This window comes from Halomonas binhaiensis (assembly GCF_008329985.2).
GTDB lineage: Bacteria > Pseudomonadota > Gammaproteobacteria > Pseudomonadales > Halomonadaceae > Halomonas > Halomonas binhaiensis.
In genome coordinates, this window is the sequence record NZ_CP038437.2 from 4,772,523 (window position 1) to 4,796,319 (window position 23,797).

At 58.0% G+C, this 23,797-nt stretch carries 18 protein-coding genes; 12 read left to right on the forward strand and 6 right to left on the reverse strand.

The features are described from left to right. Positions 1–28: 28 nt before the first annotated feature. Complete coding sequence (locus tag E4T21_RS20840) at positions 29–1,459, reverse strand: YfcC family protein (RefSeq protein ID WP_149286856.1); 1,431 nt, start codon at positions 1,457–1,459, stop codon at positions 29–31. Positions 1,460–1,964: 505 nt separating this feature from the next. Here E4T21_RS20840 and E4T21_RS20845 point away from each other — a divergent pair. Further along, complete coding sequence (locus E4T21_RS20845) at positions 1,965–2,159, forward strand: 2-hydroxymuconate tautomerase (protein ID WP_149286857.1); 195 nt, start codon at positions 1,965–1,967, stop codon at positions 2,157–2,159. Positions 2,160–2,183: 24 nt separating this feature from the next. Here the strand turns inward: E4T21_RS20845 and E4T21_RS20850 are convergent, their stop codons facing one another. The 3 genes from E4T21_RS20850 to E4T21_RS20860 form a co-directional block, all read right to left on the reverse strand. Next, entirely contained in the window at positions 2,184–3,473 is a 1,290-nt protein-coding gene (locus E4T21_RS20850) for an alpha/beta fold hydrolase (RefSeq protein ID WP_149286858.1), read from the reverse strand. 9 nt (positions 3,474–3,482) lie between these two features. Further along, a complete protein-coding gene (locus E4T21_RS20855) occupies positions 3,483–4,946 on the reverse strand; it encodes a peptide MFS transporter (RefSeq protein ID WP_149286859.1) in 1,464 nt (487 codons plus the stop codon). A gap of 266 nt (positions 4,947–5,212) precedes the next feature. Then, positions 5,213–5,902 carry a pirin family protein gene (locus E4T21_RS20860; protein ID WP_149286860.1) on the reverse strand — a complete coding sequence of 230 codons (690 nt, stop codon included), beginning with the start codon at positions 5,900–5,902 and terminating at the stop codon, positions 5,213–5,215. A 115-nt stretch (positions 5,903–6,017) separates the two neighbouring features. On the opposite strand from E4T21_RS20860, the gene E4T21_RS20865 reads away from it, so the two are divergent. Next, a complete protein-coding gene (locus E4T21_RS20865; RefSeq protein WP_149286861.1) occupies positions 6,018–6,923 on the forward strand; it encodes a LysR family transcriptional regulator in 906 nt (301 codons plus the stop codon). A gap of 25 nt (positions 6,924–6,948) precedes the next feature. Further along, entirely contained in the window at positions 6,949–7,758 is an 810-nt protein-coding gene (locus tag E4T21_RS20870) for an aspartate/glutamate racemase family protein (protein ID WP_205423430.1), read from the forward strand. 32 nt (positions 7,759–7,790) lie between these two features. Here the strand turns inward: E4T21_RS20870 and E4T21_RS20875 are convergent, their stop codons facing one another. Then, a complete protein-coding gene (locus E4T21_RS20875) occupies positions 7,791–8,711 on the reverse strand; it encodes a LysR family transcriptional regulator (RefSeq protein ID WP_149286862.1) in 921 nt (306 codons plus the stop codon). 127 nt (positions 8,712–8,838) lie between these two features. Between E4T21_RS20875 and E4T21_RS20880 the strand changes: the two genes are divergently transcribed. Genes E4T21_RS20880 through E4T21_RS20895 form a run of 4 tightly spaced genes read left to right on the forward strand, consistent with a single transcriptional unit; the run spans position 8,839 to position 13,153 of the window. Next, a complete protein-coding gene (locus E4T21_RS20880; protein ID WP_149286863.1) occupies positions 8,839–9,882 on the forward strand; it encodes a tripartite tricarboxylate transporter substrate binding protein in 1,044 nt (347 codons plus the stop codon). Further along, positions 9,879–10,313, forward strand: coding sequence for a tripartite tricarboxylate transporter TctB family protein (locus tag E4T21_RS20885; protein WP_149286864.1), 435 nt, complete (start codon positions 9,879–9,881; stop codon positions 10,311–10,313). Before E4T21_RS20880 ends, E4T21_RS20885 begins: the two co-directional genes overlap by 4 nt. Before the next feature lie 22 nt (positions 10,314–10,335). Continuing rightward, positions 10,336–11,829, forward strand: coding sequence for a tripartite tricarboxylate transporter permease (locus E4T21_RS20890; RefSeq protein WP_149286865.1), 1,494 nt, complete (start codon positions 10,336–10,338; stop codon positions 11,827–11,829). Positions 11,830–11,857: 28 nt separating this feature from the next. Then, positions 11,858–13,153 carry an aminotransferase class V-fold PLP-dependent enzyme gene (locus E4T21_RS20895; protein ID WP_149286866.1) on the forward strand — a complete coding sequence of 432 codons (1,296 nt, stop codon included), beginning with the start codon at positions 11,858–11,860 and terminating at the stop codon, positions 13,151–13,153. Between the two features lie 164 nt (positions 13,154–13,317). Here E4T21_RS20895 and E4T21_RS20900 read toward each other — a convergent pair whose 3' ends face one another. After that, a complete protein-coding gene (locus E4T21_RS20900; RefSeq protein WP_149286867.1) occupies positions 13,318–14,748 on the reverse strand; it encodes an FAD-binding oxidoreductase in 1,431 nt (476 codons plus the stop codon). Positions 14,749–15,100: 352 nt separating this feature from the next. On the opposite strand from E4T21_RS20900, the gene E4T21_RS20905 reads away from it, so the two are divergent. From E4T21_RS20905 to hsdR, 5 genes are all read left to right on the forward strand, one after another. After that, positions 15,101–16,441, forward strand: a complete 1,341-nt coding sequence (locus E4T21_RS20905) for an enolase C-terminal domain-like protein (protein WP_149286868.1) — start codon at positions 15,101–15,103, stop codon at positions 16,439–16,441. A 73-nt stretch (positions 16,442–16,514) separates the two neighbouring features. Further along, positions 16,515–17,465 (forward strand): tripartite tricarboxylate transporter substrate binding protein, encoded by a 951-nt coding sequence (locus tag E4T21_RS20910; protein ID WP_149286869.1) that lies wholly within the window; start codon positions 16,515–16,517, stop codon positions 17,463–17,465. A 146-nt stretch (positions 17,466–17,611) separates the two neighbouring features. After that, positions 17,612–18,118, forward strand: coding sequence for a tripartite tricarboxylate transporter TctB family protein (locus tag E4T21_RS20915; protein ID WP_149286870.1), 507 nt, complete (start codon positions 17,612–17,614; stop codon positions 18,116–18,118). A gap of 59 nt (positions 18,119–18,177) precedes the next feature. Then, positions 18,178–19,692, forward strand: coding sequence for a tripartite tricarboxylate transporter permease (locus E4T21_RS20920; protein WP_149286871.1), 1,515 nt, complete (start codon positions 18,178–18,180; stop codon positions 19,690–19,692). Positions 19,693–20,012: 320 nt separating this feature from the next. Further along, the gene (gene hsdR, locus E4T21_RS20925; RefSeq protein WP_240349238.1) at positions 20,013–23,519 is read left to right on the forward strand and encodes a type I restriction-modification system endonuclease; all 3,507 of its coding nucleotides are present in this window, start codon (positions 20,013–20,015) and stop codon (positions 23,517–23,519) included. Positions 23,520–23,797: the final 278 nt, after the last annotated feature.

The window sequence follows — 23,797 nt, forward strand, 5'->3', positions numbered from 1 at the left end:
GCAAAGCTCCGTCATGAATGAGAGTGGTTCAGGCTGCAGGCCATATGAACTGGTTGGCGATTAGTACCAGTACGGCACAGGTGCCATAGAGAACAACGATCAATGGCAACATGAAACGCATCCACCGGCTCCAGGGAACACCGGCAATGGCCAGTCCCGCCATCAACCAGCCAGCAGTAGGCGTGAAGGCATTGGAAATGCCATCGCCGAACTGAAAAGCCAGCACTGCCACCTGACGGTTGACGTCCGCGAGATCTGCCAAGGGAACCATGACTGGCATGGTCAGCGCTGCCTGGCCACTACCGGAAGTGACAATAAAGTTCATCAGGCTTTGGGCGGCGAACATACCGAGTGACGCCAACGTGGAAGATGCGCCGCTGACGATATCGGAGAGGAAGTGAATGATGGTGTCGATGGTCTGGCTTTCCTGCACGATCACCACAATGGTGTAGGCCAGGCCTACTGCCAGAGCACCTTCCATCATGTCCTTGCAGCCATTGGAGAAGGCCCGGGCGATGTCGTTGACCTTCATGCCGCCAAGGATGCCTGTGACGATGCCCAGCAGGAAGAACATGCCAGCCATTTCCTTGAGGTACCAGCCGAGAGTGCTGGAACCATAGATCACGACAGCCAGGGAAATGGCGAAGGCTGCGAGAATCCACAGGTGCCGGCGATTGAGCTCAGCGATGGCAGGAGCATCGTCGGCATCCGCAGTCGCGGTGTCATGAACGATGTCATGAACATAACTACGTAGCGGGTTGGCCTGCACACGGCGGGCATAGAGCATCACATAACCCGCGCTGAGACTGACCAGTATCACCCAGCACAGAATTCGAAATGACATGCCGGAGAACAGCGGCAGCCCGGCAATGGTCTGGGCAACCCCGACGTTGAAGGGGTTGAGGAAGGAGCCTGTATAGCCGATGGCGGTGCCGATCAGGGGAATGGCGGCGGCAACGATGGCGTCGTAGCCAGCACGGCGGACCAGCGGCAATAGGATGAAGATGTAGATGATACTGCCTTCGATCATGCCGTAGGTGGCGGAGCAAGTGGCGAAGAACACCATCATGATCGGGATGATCAGGATCTCGCGACCGGCAAGCTTGCGCAGAATCAAGGCAACAAGGCCTTCAATGGCGCGGGTCTGGCGCAACACACCGAAGGTGCCGCCAATGATGATCAGATAGAAGATGATCGAGGAACCCGCGCTCATGCCCTGGAACAAGGCATTGAAGAAGTCGAGCAGGCCGATGGGCGTGCTATCGGTCATCTGATAGGTGCCATTGACGATGATGCTGCGGCCCTGATCATTGACCACGCGCTCATAGGCGCCGCTAGGGATCAGATAAGTGGCCACCGTCGCTACAATGGCAAGAAAGAACAGAATGACAAAGGGATGCGGAAGCTCGCGACGTGGCGCATCGCTGGTTGCCGATGACATGGCGCTGGTTTTCTTCATTGTTGCGTCCACTGTGGGATTGTTCGTTGTGATTATTGAATTTTATGTATAGACATTATTTTTAGCGCCTGCATCATTTTAGTGCGAGGCAGGAGCTATCGAGTTTACAAGGGATATGATTATTCTATTGATAATAGAATGATTATTTGGATTTTATCCTTGTCTTCTCAAGGTGCTTTCTCTCAAGGCATTCTGAATGTGGCGAATGTGACAGAGTAAGTCGAGGCAAATGTATGTACATTTATGGCTGTTAATAGACGCCATCCATGCCCTCTCGAGACGTGTTCTTGCCATCATACATGCGCTGAAGAGCCTTCAGATATATGCGGCGCCAACACAAACTGTGCTGTATCGAGCCTTGGTGTCTCTATAAAAAGTATCTCTAACGAAGTATCTCTAACGAAGTACCTCTGGATGTATCTCTGGGTGAGGTAACATCGGCTGGCGCAATGCCAGAAGTCTCATGACGACTGGTTTTACATTGAATGATCAAGGGTAAAAAACCATGCCAATCATCAACATCAATATTCTCAAAGGCCGCAGTGACGAGCAGAAGGAAGCTCTGATTCATGAGCTCACGGAAGCCTGCCAGCGGGCGCTCGGTTCACCGAAGGAAAGTATTCACGTCATGATCAGCGAAATGGACAAGCAGCATTACGGCGCAGGTGGTGTGTCGTACAAGAAGAAAACGGACGGATGACAGGTTGCCATCCGCCTGCTTTTTTCATGATGCATTTGCGATGAGTTCGCCAAGCCTCTTGAACACTCTGTCATCCTGACGCAGGCCGTCGTGTTCGTATTCGTTGGTGATCCAGTAGCGCAGGTTGCCGATCGCTTCGGCACTGGCCACCGACAGTTTTGCATCCACGTACATGTCATCGAAGTAGATCAGCGCCGCCACCGGGATCTGGTTGTTCGCCAGCCGCTCGGGGTCGTAGAAGGGCCGAGACAGGCGCCTCTGGGCGAGGCAGTGCACCGCATCTCGGAACGGCTTGAGGACATGGATCTCATCGAACATCCAGGGGTAGATCATCTCGCCGGTCAGTTGCAGTGGTCGGTGGGACTCTGCGAACTCAGAATGTTGCTCCCGCTGGCGTTGTGCCGCCCAGTCGCAGGGCGTATCGGGAGTCGCGTAGATGTGCTCGTGGATGGCGGCATAGAGCGGATTCTCGTCGAATCCGGTGTGGTGCATCACCTCCACCAGGAAGTGATGATTGAGCTCCTGCTGACTGTCATCGGTGAAGGCTTCCTCCAGTAACCAGTGCAGGCGTTCGGCACCGTCGCCCATGCCCAGCAGCATTCCCAGCGTCTGGAAGCGCCTGACCGTCAACGGGTCGCCATTGGGCAGGCGTGGTTGATGCTGTTGGATGAAGTCGGCAATGGCATCCAGCTTGGGGCCGTCCTCCGGAAAGTTGGCGCGAAACGCTGACATCTTGCGCAGCACGCGCTGGTAGGTGAGGCGATAGACCTTATCGGCATCCGGTGTCAGGCTCGGAATGCCTCCGGTGACAAGACATCTTTCCAGCCCCTGCGGTGCCCAGGACAGATAGCTGAGCGTGAGAAAGCCACCATAGCTCTGGCCCAGTGTCTGCCAGCTTACGCCACCATAGACCTCGTTCCGAATGTGTTCGAGGTCGGCGATGATGGCATGGGTATCGAAGCAGGCCAGGTAGTCGGCACCGGCCTCGGGGCTGTCGAAGGCGGCCATGGTGGTCGCCGTGATCCGGGAACTGCGTCCGGTGCCGCGCTGATCGGGCAGTATCACCCGGAAATGCTTGACCGCTTCCAGCAGCCAGCCAGGTCCGTTCTCGGAAGGGCGGGGTGACTTGCCTCCAGGCCCGCCCTGAAGGTAGACCAGCAACGGAAGGTCTGCATCACGCTGGTTGATGTGGCAGACCTCGCGGAAGAATACCTCGATGGTCTCGCCACTCTCCGGTCGGGACCAGTCCAGAGGGACTTCGATGCGATGATCGACGAGATGCAGGCCGGGGAGGCGGTGGTCCTGGAGTCGCATGATGTGTCCTTATTCCGTACCGTGAGAGGCTCGCTTGATGAACGGCAGGCACAGCATCAGCAATAGCGCCGTGACGATACCGATCCCAGACATGACGATGAAGTAATTCTCCTCATTGGCTTCCGTGTAGAAGGTGCCCAGTGAGCCACCCGCAGCGAAACCCAGCGCCAGCGACATGAAGAACAGCGCCATCATCTGGGTCTGGAAGGCGGCAGGAGCCAGGCGAGTGGTCACCGACAGCCCGATGGGGGAAAGGCATAGCTCGGAGGCAGTGAAGCCCAGCAACAGCATTACCAGCATGAACAGCGGCATGGCAGCACCTTCGGCACCCAGGTAGGGCAGGTAGCCGAGGAAGGTCAGGCCGATGACGAACATGGCGATGACGAACTTGCTGGCCGAGCTGGGCTGGCGCTTGCCGAGGATGGTCCACAGCCAGGCGAAGACACCGGAGAGGACGATCACGGTCAACGCCTGGGCGGAGACCAGCCAGCCGACCGGCACTTCCCAGCCGAACACGCTGCGGTCCACACGCTGATCGAAGAAAGCGGTGATGACGGTATAGGACTGGCTGTACAGCGCCCAATAGGCACCGCTGGTCAGAAACAGCGGGATGAACGCCAGTACGCGACGGCGTTCTTCGGCAGTGATGCGGGGCGAGCTGAGGATGATCGCGAAATAGGCCACAGCGGCGATGGCGATGACGACCAGCAGTACGTCAGACAGGTTGTCGGCGCGAACCCAGCCCAACGCAACGGCCCCCAGCAGCGCAGCGACCAGGGCGATGGCCGCCAGGCCATAATACTTGAGCCTTCCGGCTTCCAGCGGGTTGGGGGCGGTCTTCTGTGACGCCGGCAACTGTTTGCGGCCGAAGGTGTACTGGGTCAGGCCAAGCGCCATGCCAATGGCAGCGATGCCGAAGCCATAGTGGAAACCCGCGTTCTGTTGCAGCAACCCGGTCAACAGCGGGCCGACAAAGCCTCCGACGTTGATACCCAGATAGAAGATCGAGAAACCCGCATCGCGGCGCTCGCTGCCGGGTTCATACAATGAACCGACCAGTGACGAGCAAGTGGCCTTGACCCCGCCGCTGCCCAGCGCGACACAGATCAAGCCGGCAGTAACGCCATGCACGCCAGGCAGGATGGCCAGCGCAATATGACCGAGCATGACCACGATGCCGGAATAGAACAGCGTACGTTCTGCACCGAAGACCCGATCAGCGAACCAGCCGCCGAGGATCGATGCCAGATAGACGCTACTGCCGTAGGCACCGACGATACCGATGGCGACGGGTTGGCTGATGCCCAGGCCACCGCGGCTGACTTCGTAGTAGAGATAGATCAGCAGGATGGCCTGCATACCGTAGAAGGAGAAGCGCTCCCAGATTTCCATGCCGAACAGCGTGGCAAGGGATCGTGGGTGGCCGAAGAACTGCTTCTCCGGGATGGATCGAGAGACGTTTTCAGTCGTCATCGTGTTTGCCTCAATACTGCGCCGAATAGGGCTGTGTCGAATAAGGGCGCCGCAGTCCATCGCGACGAGTGGCAGAACCCTACCAGCTTCAAATGTGCAGGCAAAATGATTGTCCGCTAAGGGCAAACATCTGTATGGAATGTGTCAGGCACTTTTCGTGCAAAGCCTGGTGAAATATCTCCCGCCTAAGCACAGCAAAGAACAGGGCCGGATACCCCGGCCCTGTTCGGCTTTTACTCACATCGATTTTTACTCACATGAAATAGCTACGCCAGGTCGAACAGCAGGACTTCGGCATTGTCCTTGCCGCTTACTTCGATGGCTTCACCAGGCTCGAAGGCAGCGGCATCCCCTGCACTGAACCGTTGGCCGTTGACCTCTGCCTCTCCCCGGGCAACATGTAGCCAGGCATGGCGCACTGTCGGTATTTCAGCCTTTTCGCCTGCATCGAAGATGCCGGCGTAGAGATTGACGTCCTGATTGATGCTGACCGATCCATCACGCCCATCCTCGGACACCAGCAAGCGCCAGTTACCCCGACGTTCCGCGATGGGAAAGGCCTTCTGCTCGTATCCCGGTGCGATGTTGAGCGCCTTCGGCTCGATCCAGATCTGCAGGAAATGCAGGCCCTGATCGTCCGAGTGGTTGAACTCGCTATGCACGACACCGGTACCTGCCGACATGCGCTGGACATCGCCTGGCTGCATGGTGGCGCCGTTACCCATGCTGTCCTTGTGGGCCATTTCGCCTTCCAGCACGTAGGAGATGATCTCCATGTTCTGGTGCGAATGAGCGCCGAAGCCATGTCCCTCCTTGACCCTGTCCTCGTTGATCACACGCAGCTGGCGGAAGCCCATATGCTGCGGATCGTAGTAGTTGGCAAAGGAGAATGTATGGAAAGAGCGCAGCCAGCCGTGGTCGGCATAACCGCGTTCGTTGGCACGACGAAGCATCATGGTGAACCTCCTCGTTGGATGTTCTTCAGTGTTGAAGCAAGCTTACCTAAGGCCAGTAGAGGAATGGTTGAAGGTTTTAGCGCATGATGAACGGAAAATCCGATGGATGAGCCCCATGACCAACAGGATTCCCCGGATCAGCCTCGAACAATGGGCTGCGCTTCAGGCTGTCGTCGACGAAGGCAGCTTTGCCCAGGCTGCGGAAGCGCTGAACAAGAGTCAGTCTTCGGTGAGCTATGCGCTCAAGGGCATGCAGGAGCAATTGCCTGTCGAGGTACTGACCATGCGAGGGCGCAAGGCCGAGTTGTCTCCCGCGGGAGAGGTGTTGCTGCGTCGTGCGCGAGTACTGATCGATGAAGCGCTCGCCCTGGAACGGCTGGCGCATGATCTGGCAGAAGGCTGGGAAACCGAAGTGCGTCTGGCGGTAGAGATCATTTTTCCTCCCGTATTGCTCAGTCGCGCCCTGGCCGCCTTTGTTCCAGAGAGCCGCTCCACCCGAGTGCAACTGATTGAATCGGTGCTTTCCGGTACCCATGAGGCCCTGTTCAATGGCGAGGCTGATCTGATCATTACCAACCGTTTGCCGCCGGGCTATCTGGGGCAATCTCTGTTGGAAGTGGAATTCATCGCCGTGGCGCATCCCGACCACCCACTGCACCAACTGGGACGAGAGCTGACTCCGGATGATCTGCGTGACCACCGTCAGTTCGTGGTGCGCGACACTGGCATCAAGCGCCGTCAGGATGCCGGCTGGCTGGTGGCCGAGCAGCGCTGGACGGTATCCCACCTCAGGACTTCCATTCAGTTCGTCAAGGATGGTCTAGGCTTCGCCTGGCTACCCAGCGAACATATTCAGGAAGAGCTCGAAGCTGGCAGCCTCAAGCCGCTATGCTTGCACGAAGGTGGTCGTCGGCACGAGGAACTGTTCCTGGTCTATGCCAGGCGTGATGATGCGGGCCCGGCCACCCAAGCCCTGGCTGCAGCGCTGCATAGCGTGTGTCGGCGCATTTCTCGAACATAATGACAATAAATGGAGTATCCCCGCGATGCCCAGACCGTTCTTCTCCAGCATGTGTAGCGCCATGATCCGCAACGTATTCACCAGTGGTAGCCTATTTGGCGCATGTCTCCTGTCCAGTATCGCCCTGGCGTCCGATGACCCAACACTGCCCTTGAACAATGACGATGCCCTGCCCTCGATCGTCCTGATCAATCCCAATTCGAATACTGAGGCGACTCACTCGATGGCCAATCTGGCCCGTCATGAAACCATCGGTGTGGCCAATGTGATCGAACGCAGCAATAGCTCGGCTCCCCCTTTGCTGACGACACCGGAAGACATGACCAAGGCAGCATCAGGAGTCGTTGCCATTGGCGTTGAGGCGGCCAAGGATGAACGGGTGGTGGCCATCATTGTTTCGGCCTTCAGTGACCCCGGGCTCGAAGAATTGAGAGAGGCTGTCGATATCCCCGTGTTCGGCATTGGCGAAGAAGTCTTTCATGAAGCTGCCCGTGGTGGGCGTGCATTCGGCATCGTGACGGTTACTCCGGATCAGGGATTGATCGAATCATTTCGCCAGAAAGCGGCCGATCTCGGCTATGCGGACCTTTATCGCGGTACCCGGGTGACACCGGGCGATCCCACGCAACTGGTGCAATCCCCTAAAGCACTTGATGCCGCCCTGGCCGAGGCGGTTCAGGTCTCCATTGATGAGGATGGCGCCGAGGCCGTGATCATGGGCGGAGGGCCTCTTTCAGCCTCGGCTCTCCGCCTGCAACCGCGCTTCGACGTGCCATTGGTCGTGGCGGTCAGTGCCGCTGCACGTGCTGCCGTGGCGGCGATTCAGGGCCAGTAGTGCCAGAACGCCACTTTCATGTCACTTCCCGCTCATGTATTTCCCTGGCGAGCCACAAAGAAAGGCTGGGTAAAGTCGGCGGCTTCTGTCAGGCGCTGGGCCAGCATTTCCATCAGTTTGAGACGCGAACCATCGCGAAATACGGCGTAATAGCCAAGAGAGGGGAATGATGGCGTCGTGTCGATGACTTCCAATGAGTTGCCTCTCGTCAGGTGTTCCACGCAACGGCGAGGCAGCACGCTGATACCCTGGCCTGCACTGATCAGGCCCACCAATGCCAGCAGGTTGTCGGCGGTCAGGCTGGGGCCAGAGGCACCCTGCTGATGCAGCCAGTGATTGACATGCTGAGCATAGCCAGAGCGCTTGCCTTGCCCTACCAGCGGGTAGTGTTCCAGAGCTCGCAAGCTGACTGGGCGTGCATCGGTAACCAGTCCTCGGCGAGCCATGAACGCCATTTCCACCTCTCCCACCAGCCGCGACACGATACCGGGTTGGGCAAAGGCATCGGGTGCCGAGGGAATGACCACTAGATCCTGCTCACCGTCCTGAAACTGCTGATATAGGGTTCGACTCATGTCGATGGTGATATCCAGGCGTATATCGGGGCGTTCCTGGGTGAAAGAGCCTAGAAAGCCGGGTAGCCAGGTCAGCGCGGTAAGGTCGGTCAATCCGAGCCTGATACGGCGTAACTGTGTCGGCTGGCGCTTGAGTTCGAGGATGCGCTGAGCCTGGTGGACGGTCGCCTGTGCGTGCTCGAGCAAGCGTTCTCCATCCTCGGTCAGCTGTGCCCCTCTCCGAGACCGATCGAACAGGACCATTCCCGTGGTGTCCTCGAGCTCTCCAATGCGCTTGGAAATGGTCGAAGGGGTGGTATTGAGCCGTTGCGCGGCTCGCTCGAAGGTACCCAGCTCGACGATCTGCACGAAGCTTTCCAGTTGCTTCAGAGTCAGCATGAAACACCTTTGGTGAATTTATCGAATGTATGTAGGTGAAATTAATTCGCTTATTTTCATCTTTCCAGGGCTTTTATAGTGAATCGGCACAAGACTCCTTCCAATAACACCAATCAGGAGAGTCAAGATGAGACATTCGATGACCTCTCGCGGCATTCCCCATCGCAGCAGTGCCTGCCGCGGAAGCCGCTATCGTGGAAATCGCTATCACGCAAGAGTGGCCCTGGTCGCATTGGGCATGGTGCTGGGGCTTTCCCATCAGGCCCTTGCAGACAACTACCCCAGCAAGCCTATCGAGATGATCGTGGCCTTCGGTGCGGGTGGCAGCACCGATACCATGGCGCGCATCTTCGCCAAATATGCTGAAGAAGAACTCGGGCAGCGCGTTGTGGTGGTCAACAAACCGGGGGCGGGCGGCGAACTGGGCTGGACCTATCTGGCCAATGCCGATGCTGACGGCTACACCATTGGCCTGATCAACTCCCCCTCGGTGGAAACCCACCCCTTCACTCGTGCGGAAACCGTGGCCTATTCATTGGATGACCTCCAGCCATTGGCCAATGTGGTCACCGACCCAGGCGTGCTGGCAGTGGCAGCAGACAGCCCTTGGCAGACGCTCGGTGAACTGGTCGAAGCGGTGAAGGCCGAGCCGCGCTCGGTCACCGTCTCCCACGAAGGTGTCGGTGGCGATGATCATCTTGCCGCGCTCAACTTCGCCGATGATGCCGGTATCGAACTCAACTTTGTGTCCTTCAATGGCAATGCCGAGGCGACAGCAGCCCTGCTCGGCGGCCATATTGATGCCTTCGAAGGCAACATGTCGGAAGCCGCTACCCATATCAGTGAGGGCGATGTTCGAGGCCTGGCGGTGTGGTCAAACAAGCGGATGGAGGCGATTCCTGATGTGCCGACCGGTGAGGAACTGGGCTATGACGTGATGTCTTCGGCTTCGCGTGGCCTGGCGCTGCCTGCTGGTGTTCCAGACGAGGTCTACACCCAATTGCTTGAAGCGACGCGAAAGGTCATCGAGAACCCTGAGTTCGAAGCCGAGCTTGCCAGGCTCAACATGCCGCTCGACCCACTGTATGGCGAGGAATATGCCAAGTCGCTGGAGGCTAGCCAGGAACGCTTCAAGGCGCTCTGGGACGAGAATCCGTGGATCGAGCAATGATGACGCTGCAACGCATTGACCGTGTGGTGGCTCTGGCGGGAGGCGCTCTCTGCCTGGCAGTGATCGCCATCGGCTGGGGAATGCGTGGCGATGCCGGGCTTTTCCCCATCATCAGTGCATCACTGGGTATCGTGGCATGCCTCTGGCTGGCGCTTACCCGCCGCCGGGATGCGCCGGACGAGCGGCCTGCGCCGCTTGATGGTCCGCGCCTCGCCCTCTGGTGCCTGAGTCTACTGGCCTTGCTTGTATTGATGGAGCCGCTCGGTACCTTCGTTGTGTTGCCGTTGTTCCTGGTCTTCAACCTACGCTGGCTGGCAAGGCTGCGTTGGCTACCGGCAGTGGTGCTGGCGGGGAGCTTCAGTCTTGCCATCTATCAGGTGTTTGCCCGACTGCTGGCGGTGCCATTGCCGGCGGGTGTATTGGCCAGCTGAGCCAGAGTGACGGAGACATCACATGGACATTCTATTGACGGCTTTTGCCAATGTGTTGACGCCGATGGCGTTGCTGACCTTGGTGCTGGGCACGCTGGCGGGCATGTTGATCGGTGCGCTGCCGGGGCTTTCCTCGACCATGGGGGTGGCGCTATGCATTCCCATTACCTTCAATATGCCGCCGGACCTGGCATTGATCCTGCTGGGTGCCGTGTATGTTAGCTCGGTATTCGGCGGGTCAGTGACCGCGATTCTGTTGCGCACACCGGGTACGGATGCGTCTATTGCCACGGCTCTGGATGGTTATCCGTTGGCGGTGGCTGGGCGTGGAGGGGAGGCCATCGGCATGGCGGCCCTGGCGTCGCTGTTCGGCGGCTTGGTCAGTGTCTTTGTTCTGCTGGCCATTGCCCCGCCGCTATCGACCATTGCCCTGGCCTTCGGGCCCCAGGAATATACCTGGCTGGCGATCTTTGGCCTGGTCACCATTGTCGGGGTGGTCTCCGAACGACCGGTGAAGGGCGTGCTGTCCGCAGCCTTGGGCCTGGTCCTTGCCTGTGTCGGCCTGGATACCTTCACTGGCCTTCAGCGCTTCACCTTCGGCCAGAATGAACTGTTCGATGGTGTACCCCTGTTACCGGTGCTGATTGGTCTGTTCTCGGTATCCCAGGCGTTCAACCTATGCATTCCCCGGGATGGCGGTGTGCTCTCGGGTGAGGCTCAGAGCCTGCAAGGGCGCAGCCTGCCGTACTGGGCAGACCTGAAACGTTGCCTGCGTACGCTGTGGCGTTCCTCGATGATCGGCTCCATTGTCGGCATTTTGCCCGGAGCCGGGACCAGCATCGCCGCTTTTATCTCCTACAACGAGGCGCGTCGTCACTCGGCCTTTCCTGAACGCTATGGAAAGGGGGAGATTGAAGGCGTTGCCGCCTCGGAGTCGGCCAACAATGCGGTGACCGGTGGCACCCTGATCCCCACCTTGACCTTGGGAATTCCTGGCAACGCCGTCACGGCGGTATTCGTCGGTGGATTGACCATTCACGGCATGATTCCTGGCCCCAGCCTGTTTACCCAGCATGCCGAAAGTACCTACACCCTGATCGTGTCGTTGCTGTTCGCCAACGTGCTGTTCGCTGTCCTGGGGTTGTGGTTGTGCCGCTATATGGTGGCAGTGACGCGGGTGCCGGGGGCGGTTCTCGGCCCGATGATCCTGCTGTTCAGCGTTGTCGGCAGCTATGCCCTGCGCAACGAGATGTTTGATGTGTGGCTCACCATCGCCTTCGGGCTGGTGGGGTATTTCATGGAACGCTGGCGCTATCCCGCTGCGCCACTGGTGATTGCGCTGATCCTCGGGCCGATTCTGGAAGTCAATTTTCGTCGCTCCATGCAGATTGCACAGTGGGACTTGACCACTTTCTTCACCCGCCCGTTGTCTTTGGCGCTGTGTCTGCTGGTGGTGCTGTCGTTGCTCGTTCCCTTGTGGCGTCGCTGGCGGATGAGTCGCCGTGTTGCCGCTTGATTCATTCAGGTTACTGGAGAACTTCTATATGACGCTGACCCTGACGTCCGCACATGACGTGGTGGACAATGCCTTTTCTGCCGAGCTGCTGAGCGAGATCCGCGAGCGCTTCCATCATGTCGAGCAATGTCCCTATGCCGGCAAGCGAATTTTCTTCGAGAATGCCGGTGGTTCGTTGACGCTGAAGGCCGTGGTGCAGCGGGTAGCGGAAGTGGCTTCCGTGCCGGATAACGCTCACCGTGACAACGCCGCTTCCCGTGCCATTGAACAGATCGTCGATGACGGACGCGAGGCACTGGCCGATTTCTTCGGTGCCCAAGATGGGGTGATCTTCAGTGGTGAAACCGGCAGTGAGTGCCTGTTTCGGCTGATACGTGCGGCCGCCAATGCCGCACCGGCAGGCGGCAGTATCGTGGCCTGCGAGCTGGAGCATCCTTCCAGTTTCGATGGCACTGCCCAGTGGGCTCGCCGTACGGATAGAGAGTGGTTGACGGTCCCCTTTGATACCGGCGGCGGCCGAGTGACAGCCGAGCATTATGCCAAGGTAGTGCGCCCGGATACCCGGGTGGCGACGATCCTGCATACCAGCCCCGTGACAGGCATGGCCCAGGATGTCGCTGCCATCGCCGAGACCATTCGTGCCATCGCTCCGGACTGCTTCATCATCGTCGATGGTATTCAGCATGCTCCCCATGGCGCTCTGGATGTGGCGAACTATGACGTCGATGGCTATGTGGTGTCGATGTACAAGACGTTCTGCCAGTTCAACAACGGCTATGCCTGGTTGTCGCCTCGCCTGGCCTGTGTCGATCACGATCGCCTGCTGGGCAAGCCGGATGATGCCTGGGAGCTGGGTAGTCGCGACCCTTCGGCCTTCGCGGCCGTGTCGGAAATGGTCGCATACCTGGAGTGGCTAGGCGCACAGTTCACCGCGGAGACATCACGCCGACAGCGGCTATTGGCGGCAGGCGAGGCCATGCATGCCCAGGAGCAGGCGTTGGTAACCCGCTTGATCCAGGGATCACCACGAGTGGAAGGGCTTGGAGCACTCCTTGGTGTGCGCCTGATCGGTGGCACTGATGCGCCTTGGCGGGAAGGAGTGGCATCGTTTGCCGTGGATGGCATGGATGCGCCAACCGTCGTGGCCAAGCTGGGGGAACATGGCATTCGCACCCATGCACGCAAGAACGACGCCTTTTCTGGCAACATCCTGCGCCCCCTTGGGTTGTCCTCGGTAACGCGTATCTCCATGGCCCACTACAACACTATCGCCGAGGTGGATGCATGTCTGGTGGCATTGAAGGCGATTGTGTCAGATCAGTAACTCGGGTGTGCTTCAACTACTCAGGTGTACATTAACGTGCGACGTGTCGATAAAATTGGGTTTCATCGACACGTCGCACCGTCATGTCGATGGTGTCGACATGATCTGATCACGTGTCGAAACTTTGGCACTTTATCGCCATGACATGGCGAGCTTGAACCGGCCTACACCATCTTGCCCGGGTTCATGATGCCCTGTGGGTCCAGTGCCGCCTTGATAGCACGCATGACGTTCAGGGCCTCTCCGTGTTCGCTGGCCATGTAGCGGCGTTTGCCTAGTCCGATACCATGTTCTCCGGTACAGGTGCCACCGGCTGCCAGGGCGCGTTGCACCAGGCGCTCGTTGAACGCTTTCAGGGTGGCCATTTCTTCGTCGCTATTGCGATCGATCACGACCACCAGGTGGAAGTTGCCGTCACCGACATGACCCAGCAATGGTGCGACCAGCCCGCTTTCTTCAACATCCTGCTGAGTCGCTTCGATACATTCCGCCAGCTTCGAGATCGGCACGCAGATATCAGTTGCCAGGAACTCCATGCCCGGGCGCAACTGCTTGGCGGCATAGGCCGCATCGTGGCGGGCCTGCCACAGCTTCTGACGCTCTTCTTCCTGGGTTGCCCAGGCAAAATCGCTGCCACCAAAGTCGTGACACAGTTCCGCCAGGGTTTCGGCCTGCTCTTTCACGCTGGCGTGGGTGCCGTGGAATTCCAGAAATAGCGTGGGTTTCTCTGCATAGTCGAGCCCAGAGAAGCGGTTGACGGCCTGCATGGATAACGCATCAAGCAGTTCAATACGGGCCATGGGAATGCCGTATTGAATCGAGGCGATCACGGTATTGACCGCTCCGGACACGTCCTCAAAAGCCACGGTTGCAGATGAGATGGCCTCCGGCAGGCCATGCAGCTTGACGGTCAATTCGGTGATGATGCCAAGCGTACCTTCCGCGCCGATCAACAGATGCGTCAGGTCGTAACCTGCGGCGGACTTGCGGGCTCTTCCGCCAGTACGCACGATGCGTCCATCCGGCATGACGGCGGTCAGCGACAGCACATTCTCGCGCATGGTGCCGTAACGCACGGTGTTGGTACCGCTGGCGCGGGTCGAGGCCATGCCGCCCATGCTGGCATCGGCACCAGGGTCGACGGAGAAGAACAGGCCGGTGGCGCGCAGATGGGCATTCAACTGCGTGCGCGTCACTCCCGGTTGAACCGTCGCATCCATGTCTTCTGGGCGCACCTCGACGACCTGGTTCATCGCCGAAAGATCCACGCATACACCACCATGCTGGGCAATGACTTGGCCTTCAATCGAGGTGCCGACACCATAGGGGATTATCGGCACGCCAAGCCTTGCACAGGCCTTTACCACAGCGGCAACTTCATCGGTCGAGTGTGGAAAGCACACCACATCCGGCGGTGACGGGTGGTGCCATGACTCATCGCGCCCGTGCTGCTCACGAATACCCGCTGCCGTGGTAATGCGCTTGCCCAGCAGTAGTTCAAGCTCCTTCACCAGTGTTTCGATCACCTCCCGCGTCGGCCGCGGTGGAAGATGGATGGAAGACTCGGCAGGGGAAACGGCATCAGCGTCGGACATGTGGCACCTTGTAGATATAAGGTAGTAGTAAGCAGGCTATTGATTATGCCATCAGCATACCGCAATGAACGTCAGGCTACCGAATGGTTTGTCTGTTGGAAGCCTGTTGTCACAGGAGCCAGTGGTAACAGAGGTCAGTTGTAACAGGACTTATCGGGCTGTCGCATTCACATCTTGCCGCTAGCGAGGCTATTTCCATCTAAGGTCTAACGGTTTTATTTATATTATGTATGACAATCTATGGGGCATGAGGTGGGCTGCTACTTCTCTGTGGTTGCAGTTCCAGGGCCTCGTTCAGATCTCCTCGAGAGCGGATGTACTGCGCCTCGAAATGACCATTGGAGGATGGCATATGCCGAGCAACGCAACTCCCACGATTACCGACATGCAGGTCATACCTGTCGCTGGACGCGACAGCATGCTGCTCAACATCGGTGGCGCCCACTCGCCCTGGTTTACGCGCAATCTGATCATTCTCGAGGACAGCGCCGGAAATGTAGGGGTTGGGGAAGCGCCTGGGGGAGAGACGATCCAACAGTCTTTGGAGCAGGCTCGTTCTCTGGTTCTGGGGCAGCCAATCGGCAAGTTGCGCTCGATGGTGGCATCGCTGCATTCCAGCGGACGGCGTGCTGACTTCGAAGCTTTTGGTCAAGGCTCCTGGACGTTCGAGTTGCGAATCAATGCGGTGGCAGCACTCGAGGCGGCACTGCTGGACCTGATGGGCAAGTTCCTTGATGTACCTGTGGCAGAGCTGTTGGGCGAAGGCAAGCAGCGCGATAGTGTCGAGGTGCTAGGTTATCTGTTCTTCGTCGGTGACGGCCATGAAACACCGCTTGGCTACCGCCGTGGTACGCCGGGCTCTGTCCATGACTGGTATCGCCTGCGCGACGAGGCAGCGATGACGCCGCAGCAGATCGTCGAGCTGGCCCGATCGGCGCATGATCGCTATGGCTTCAGGGACTTCAAGCTCAAGGGTGGCGCGCTGGCTGGCGATCAGGAAATTGAAGCCGTCACGGCACTGCATGAAGCCTTTCCCGAAGCGAGAGTGACCATCGACCCCAATGGCGCCTGGTCACTCGATGAGGCGATTCGGTTGTGCAAGGACCTGCATGGCGTGATCGCCTACGCCGAGGATCCATGCGGGGCTGAGCAGGGCTTTTCCGGCCGCGAGATTCTGGCCGAATTCCGCCACGCCACCGGCCTGCCGGTCGCCACCAACATGGTCGCCACCAACTGGCGTGAGATGGCTCACGCCCTGATGCTGCGTTCGGTCGATATTCCGCTGGCAGACCCGCATTTCTGGACACTTTCCGGTGCTGTTCGTGTTTCCCAACTGTGCCAGGACCACGGGATGACCTGGGGTTCTCACTCGAACAACCATTTCGATATTTCCCTGGCGATGTTCGCCCAGGTGGGCGCGGCTGCCCTTGGGCGTACCACTGCACTTGATACCCACTGGATCTGGCAGGAAGGCGATGCACGCCTTACCCGCAATCCTCCACAGATCGTCGATGGCCGGGTTGCCGTCACTGACGCACCGGGACTGGGCATCGAGATTGACTATGAGCAGATCGACAAGGCGCATCAGCTATATCGCAGCCTGCCTGCCGGTGGGCGCAATGACGCCATGGCCATGCAGTACCTGATCGATGGCTGGGCCTTCGACCCCAAGCGCCCCGCGCTAGTGCGCTGAGGTCCTTCGACGATTGATACAGCGCTTCCTGAGGTAGGGGTACTTTCCTTCAGCAAGAGACAAGGGGAACACAATGAAAAAGCTACTTGGTATTGGCATGTTGACGGTTGTGATGACGCTAGCCGTGGGTGGGCAGGCAATGGCCGAAGATTACCCCACCAAGAGCATCGACATGATCGTGCCGTTCTCGGCAGGTGGCGGTAACGACACCTTCGTACGTGCCCTGCAGCCTCTGCTGGAGGAAAAACTGGGCGAGGACTTGGTCATTCGCAATCTTGCCGGTGGTGGTGGTGCTGTCGGAATGTCTCGCGCGGTTGCATCAAAGCCCGATGGCTACACGTTTCTGGCCGCCAGTAACGCCATGCTGACGCTTGAGGCGATGGGCAATGTTGCCTTCAGTCATGATGATTTCGACTTCATCGCCAAAGTGGTCGAAGAGCCCTATGTCATTGCTGTCGGTGGCGATAGTCAGTACGCGAATCTCGAAGAACTGGTGGAGGCTGCCACCTCCGGCACCACGCTCAAGGTCGGTGTCTCCGGTGTTGGCTCATCAGCACACATTGCTGCGGTAGCCATGGCAAATCGTACCGATGCCAAGTTCAACATCATCCCCTACCCGGGAGGCTCCGAGGCAATTTCCGCGGCAATGGGCGGCCACGTCGATGCAGTCGTGTTGGGTGGAGCCGAGTTGCGTTCTGCGCTGGAATCCGGGCGTCTCAAGGCACTTGCCATGACTTATGACCAACGCAGTGACTCGCTGCCCGATGTGCCGACTTTCCAGGAGTCCGGTTATGACCTGACACTGACCGTCTGGCGTGGCATCGCTGCTCCCAAGGGCATACCCGACGAGGTCAGGCAAAAGTGGGTCGAAGCGATTCAACAAATCGTTGAAGACGGCTCCTATTCAGAAACCGCAGCCAATCTTGGCACCCAGCTTGCGCCACTCTATGGCGACGAACTTGATGCCTTCATTGAGCAGTCGTCCGAGGTGATGACCGAAGCCGCTGGTGATCTGGCGCAGTAACGCTTCAGGGAAAGCCGACCTGACGGCCGGCTCCTCAGACCGGGTAGTGGCGATGCCTCGCTGCTGCCCTGAGGAGAAGCAAGGGAGTTGGGGAAGCCTGGGAGTTGGGGAAGCCTGGGAGAAAGGGAAGCTAGGAGTGTTGAAATATGCAACGTGATATCGGGAAGCCACTGTTTGATCTCGTGCTGCTGGTCACGGCGGCGGCTGCGTTCGCGCTTTCCACAACGCTGCGGAATGTCGAGATCGCCGGTGATCTTTCTGCGTCCTTCTTTCCCAAGCTGATATCGGGGCTGATTGTCCTGTTGGTCATTCCTTGCCTGATCAAGGACATTCGCGAGTGGCGAGCCGCCGGAGAAGGTTCCCCGGCCAGCAAAGAGACTGGAAGCGTGCGGAATGTGGCGCAGTGGGGGCTCATCATTGTCCTCGCCGCCGGCTATATCCTGATTTTTGAAGCATTCGGCTATATCCCGAGCACTGCGCTATTCACCTTCTTTTGCATTATCGGACTGGCGGTTGTCAGCGGTACCTGGGGTCAGCTAAGTGCAATGGCGCGGCTCAAGAGCGTGCTCATGGCTTCTGTATTCGCTGTGATTCTGGCGGTCGCAGTCTTCTATGTCTTCACCGAGCTGTTTGAGATACCGCTGCCTGATTGAAGCGCAGGGCAACGGACGGCCAGTTACTTCCAGGAGAGCGTCATGCTCAGGAGAACGTCATGATTTCCAGTTATCTCGATGGCCTGGAGATGGTGCTGCAATTGGGCACGCTTCTGGCGATTGCTGGTGGCACTCTGCTTGGTATCGTCATGGGAGCGTTGCCTGGCTTGACCTCGGCCATGGCTGTCGCACTACTGTTGCCGGTGACTTTCGGTATGCCTCCGGTCATGGGCATTGGCATGATGCTGGGAGCGTTGTGCGGAGCAGGAGCCAGCGGCTCGATACCCGCGATTCTGCTCAACATTCCCGGTACGCCATCTTCCGTGGCGACCACATTCGATGGTTTTCCCATGGCCCAGAAGGGTGAGGCCGGGCGTGCCCTTGGGTTGGCTATCGTCGCGTCTTTTTTTGGCGGCGTCGCGAGCATGATCATACTGAGCCTTCTGGCACCGCCGATCGCTGAATTCGCGCTGCGCTTTGGCGCGGCCGAGTACTTCTCTCTCAGTATCTTTGGCTTGGTGATCATTGCCTCGGTGGCAGGCAAGTCATTGCTCAAGGGGCTGATTGCCGGCCTTATCGGCTTTTTCGTCTCCACTATCGGTACTGACCCGATCACCGGTGTTGACCGGTTCACCTTCGGTCAGCTGTCATTGCTGACCGGAATCAATCTGTTGCCTGTGTTGATCGGGCTGTTCGCGGTTGCACAAGTGCTCAAGGATGCGTTTGAGTACGATCCACACCAGCGGGTGCAGGATAGCGGTCACCGTATTGATGTTGCTCGGCCACGTTTCGTCGAGACACTGCGCCACTGGAAGGCGATCGTTGCTGGCGTGGCTTCGGGCTCTATCGTCGGCCCTGTACCTGGTGCGGGTGGCAGCATCGCTTCACTGGTCGCCTATGACCAGACGCGGCGTTTTTCCAGGTCCCCGGAGAAGTTTGGTACCGGCCATGCGCCAGGCATCGTGTCGGTGGAAAGCGCCAACAACGCGTTATTGGGTGGAGCGTTGATCCCCACGTTGGCTTTGGGGATTCCTGGTGAGGCGGCCACGGCAGTGCTGCTTGGTGGCCTGATGATTCAGGGTGTCACGCCGGGCCCGCTACTGTTCGACGATCAGAGCGGCACCGTCTACGGCATTTTTGTGGCCTATCTGGTCGCCAATATCTTCATGCTGCTGATCATGTGCCTGGGGATCAAGCTGTTCATTCGTGTGCTGATGGTGCCGCGCAAGCAGTTGCTGGCGGCAATCCTGGTGTTCTGCTTCATCGGGGTCTATGGGGTCGACGGCGATGTCTTCAATCTTTATCTGATGCTCGGTTTTGGCATCCTCGGTTATTTCCTCAACCGCTACCAGTTCGGTACTGCGCCGGTGATCCTTGGCTTGATTCTGGGGCCCATCGCGGAATCCAACCTGCGACGTGGGTTGCAAGCATTCGAAGGGGACTGGACCCCGTTCTTCACTCGCCCGATCAGTGTGACCTTCCTGGTCATCGCCGTCGGGCTGCTGGCACTGACACTGTGGCAGAACCATCGTGCCAATCGGCATCCTCAAACTGCTTCTGGTAACGAAGCATGATATCGGCAGTGTTGTTCCCAATACGACCGGGGCTTCGTCAGGAGCATTGTGGTAGATGTCTCTCCTTGAGAGAACCGCGATAATTCAGTGATCACCATGTGTCGATTCACGCTGCCAATGAATGCTTGAGCAGACGGCAATGGAGGAGAAAGTGTGAGGAGAGGCATATTAGTCAAAAGATAAGCGTTTAATTCTGGAATTGTGTCGTTATGTCGCGCTACTGTTTTCGGCATAGAACATAAGATAACGACACCAAGCCCTGTGATTGCCGCGATGAGCAGTAGGTTGCTTGGATATTTACGCAGACAGGGAGTGTTGAATTGGCAGCAAACTCCTCCAACTTCGGCTTCCTGGCCGAGCATGATGAGCTTTTTGTCGAGCTGGCAGCGGGGGCAGAGCGTGTCTTCTCCAGCGACCCCAATACCACGCTGATCAAGCTGCGCCAATTGGGTGAGGCCCTGGCCCAGCATCTGGCCAGCCGAGCAGGTATCGAGTTCGATGAGCAGACCACTCAAGTGGACCTGCTGTTCCGTCTCAATCGCGAGCTACATTTCGAGCCAGTAATTCGAGAGCTGTTCCATACCCTGCGGATTCAGGGCAATAAAGCGACTCATCAGTTCAGAACCCAGCACCGCGACGCGATGGATGGGCTCAAGGTCGCCCGAGCCCTGGCCATCTGGTTTCACCAATCATTGGGGCGTGATGGTGACAGGTTCAAACCTGGCCCCTTTGTGCCACCTGCCGATCCCAGTGCCCAGTTGACACATCTGCAGGCGGATATCGAAAAGCTCAAGGCTGAATTGGTCGAGGCTAATGAGCAGTTGGATTCCAGCCAGAAACTGGCCGAGCTGGAGGCTCGCGAGAAGGCCGAATACGAAGCCCTGGCACTGGAAATGGACAAGGAGGCGCGCGCGCTTGCCCAGCAGGCCCAGGCACATGAACAGGCACTGGAACAGCAGCGCCACGAATACGAACAACGGCTCAGGGCGTTGCAGCAGCAAATTGCACAACAGGGCGAGAAAGCCCTGGCGACGCAGCGTTACAAGGTCAGTCGTCGCACTCAGGCGGCCAGTGAACGAGTCGAGCTGGATGAGTCGCTCACGCGAATTCTCATCGACCAACAGCTGGTCGAGGCTGGATGGGAGGCGGATAGCGAGAATCTGGCATATGGCAAAGGGGCTCGCCCTGTAAAAGGGGCCAACCGTGCTATCGCGGAATGGCCTTGTGCAGGACGGGACAAGGCGGATTACGTATTGTTCGCTGGCTTGACTCCTGTCGCTGTGGTGGAAGCCAAGAAAGGCAATACCAATGTGGCCGGAAAAATCAGCCAGGCAGAACGCTACAGCCAAGGCTTCAAGAATACTTCCGCCATGCTGCCAGCCTGGCAGCAGGCCGGACGCACCATTGCCTGGCCTGATGTGGACAACGGCCACTACCATGTGCCCTTCGTTTACTCCTGTAACGGTCGACCTTATATACCGCAGTTGGCTGAGCAATCCGGGACATGGTTCCGCGATGTGCGTGAGCCGAGCAATATCAAGCGCGCATTACCGACATTTCACACCCCGGATGGCTTGCTGGACCGACTGACACGCAGCAGGCAGCAGGCTGAGCATAAACTTAAACTGGAACCGTTCGGTTATCTCAAGCTGCGTGATTATCAGATCAAAGCGATTCAGGCTGCCGAGAACGCCGTGGCAAAAGGCGCCCGAACAGCTCTTCTGGCCATGGCCACCGGCACCGGCAAGACGCGGACCATCATTGGCCTGATGTATCGCTTCCTCAAGGCCGAGCGCTTCAAGCGTATCCTGTTCCTGGTCGACCGTCGGGCACTTGGCCAACAGGCGATAGATGCTTTCAATGATGCGCCGCTGGAACAGAGCCTGACACTGTCAAAAATCTACAATGTGGCAGAGCTTGGCGATATGGCTGCCGAGGCAGAAACCCGTATCCAGGTGGCTACGGTACAGGCTATGGTCAAGCGCATTCTGCTGAGTGATGAGCCTCCGCCGGTGGACCGTTTCGATTGCATCATCGTTGATGAAGCCCACCGTGGTTATACCCTGGACCAGGAAATGACCGAAGGCGAACTGGCAACCCGTGATACCCGTCAGTATCTATCCAGTTACCGCCAGGTGCTCGACTACTTCGATGCCGTCAAGGTCGGGCTGACAGCAACGCCCGCCAAGCATACCAGCGAGATTTTCGGCCACCCTGTCTATGTCTATTCCTATCGTGAGGCGGTGGCGGAAGACTGGCTGATTGATCATGAACCGCCACTGCGTTACGAGACACTGTTGTCACGCAACGGCATTCACTTCGACAAAGGCAGCGAAGTGAATGTCATCGATTCGCGTACCGGCACGGTGGAGACCGCCGAACTGGAAGATGAGCTGGATTTCGAAGTCGAGCAGTTCAATCGCCGGGTGATCAACGAGAGCTTCAATCGCGTGATCTGCGAACAGTTGGTCAAGGAACTGGACCCCTTCGGTGACGAGAAGACCCTGATCTTTTGTGCCACGGATCTGCATGCCGACATGGTCAAGCGCCTGCTGGATGAGGCCTTCAAGGCTGAATACAACGGTGATTACCACCAGGCGGCCGTGGCCAAGATCACTGGCCAGAGTGACAAGGTCGACCAGTTGATTCGCTGCTTCAAGAACGAGCGCTACCCCAACATTGCGATTACCGTGGACCTGCTGACCACCGGTATCGATGTGCCGAAAATCTGTCACCTGGTGTTCATGCGCCGGGTACGTTCACGCATCCTCTATGAACAGATGATTGGCCGTGCCACTCGGCGTTGTGACGAGATCGGCAAGACGGTATTCCGCATTCATGACCCAGTTGGCATCTATGCGGCGTTGCAGAACGTCAACACCATGAAGCCGCTGGTAAAGGATCCCAATATCACCTTGCCGCAGTTGGTCGATGAGCTGACCGACCCGGAGCAGCTTCAACAACTGCTGGATAGCCCCGGCGACCAGCCAGGGCAAAGCCAGGCTGATGTTGTGCTCGATCAACTGAGCCAGAAGGTCATGCGCATATTGCGCAAGGCCGAAAACAAGGCTGAACATCATCCCAAGGTACGCCATAAACTGGATGAACTGGAGCAATTATGGGGCGTTGAACCCAAGTTGCTGCATCAGCATCTTCGTCAACTGGGGCCCCGGCAGGCAGCGGACTTTCTCGCCCAACACGCTGGGCTGACTGTCCATCTGGATGATGTGAAATGGATGTTGGGCAGCGACCGCCAGCCTGTGCTCTCGGAGCATGAAGATGAGTGGCTGGAGACAACTCAGAGTTATGGGATACACGAAAAGCCCGCCGACTATCTCGACAGTTTTACCCACTTCATTCGTGAGCAACTCAACCAGTCTGCTGCCTTGGCGGTGGTAGTCAACCGCCCGCGTGACCTGACCCGTGAACAGCTCAAGGAAGTGCGTCTGCTGTTAGATAATCATGGTTACTCGGAAGCCAACCTGAAGTCCGCCGTGCGTGACGAGAGCAACCAGGATATTGCGGCCAGCATCATTGGTCATATTCGGCGCGCAGCCCTTGGCGAGCCGCTGATCCCCTTCGAACAGCGTGTCCGTGATGCCATGGCGCGCATTCATGCGCAGCACGCCTGGACACCCAATCAGCGCAAGTGGCTGGATCGCCTGGCTAGCCAGTTGGTGCATGAAGTCATTATCGACCGAGAGACCATCGACAAGCTTCCTGCCATGGAAGGTGGGGCCAGGCGTCTGGACAAGATGCTGGGTGACCAACTGGATACGGTGCTGGACGAGCTGAGCGAGGCGCTGTGGCCACCCAGGTCGGCCTAAGCAGCTTTGCCCGAGGAAAGTAAGATAAGCCGAGCGGCTATTTTAACTTGTTTGATAAAATGAAATAGCAGCATCGGTATTTCATTTTCCTCCGCGGTACTCTTCGCCAGCACTGCCAACTTATACTGTGAAACCGTCCTGACTCACGCCACCATTGGCAAGGTGCTTGACGCCCTGCAGGGGCTGCAATTGTGGGGTGAGCTGCATATCGTCCGCGAACTCACCGGACACAAGCGCAACCGCGTATATGCCTATAGCGCCTACATTGACCTACTGAA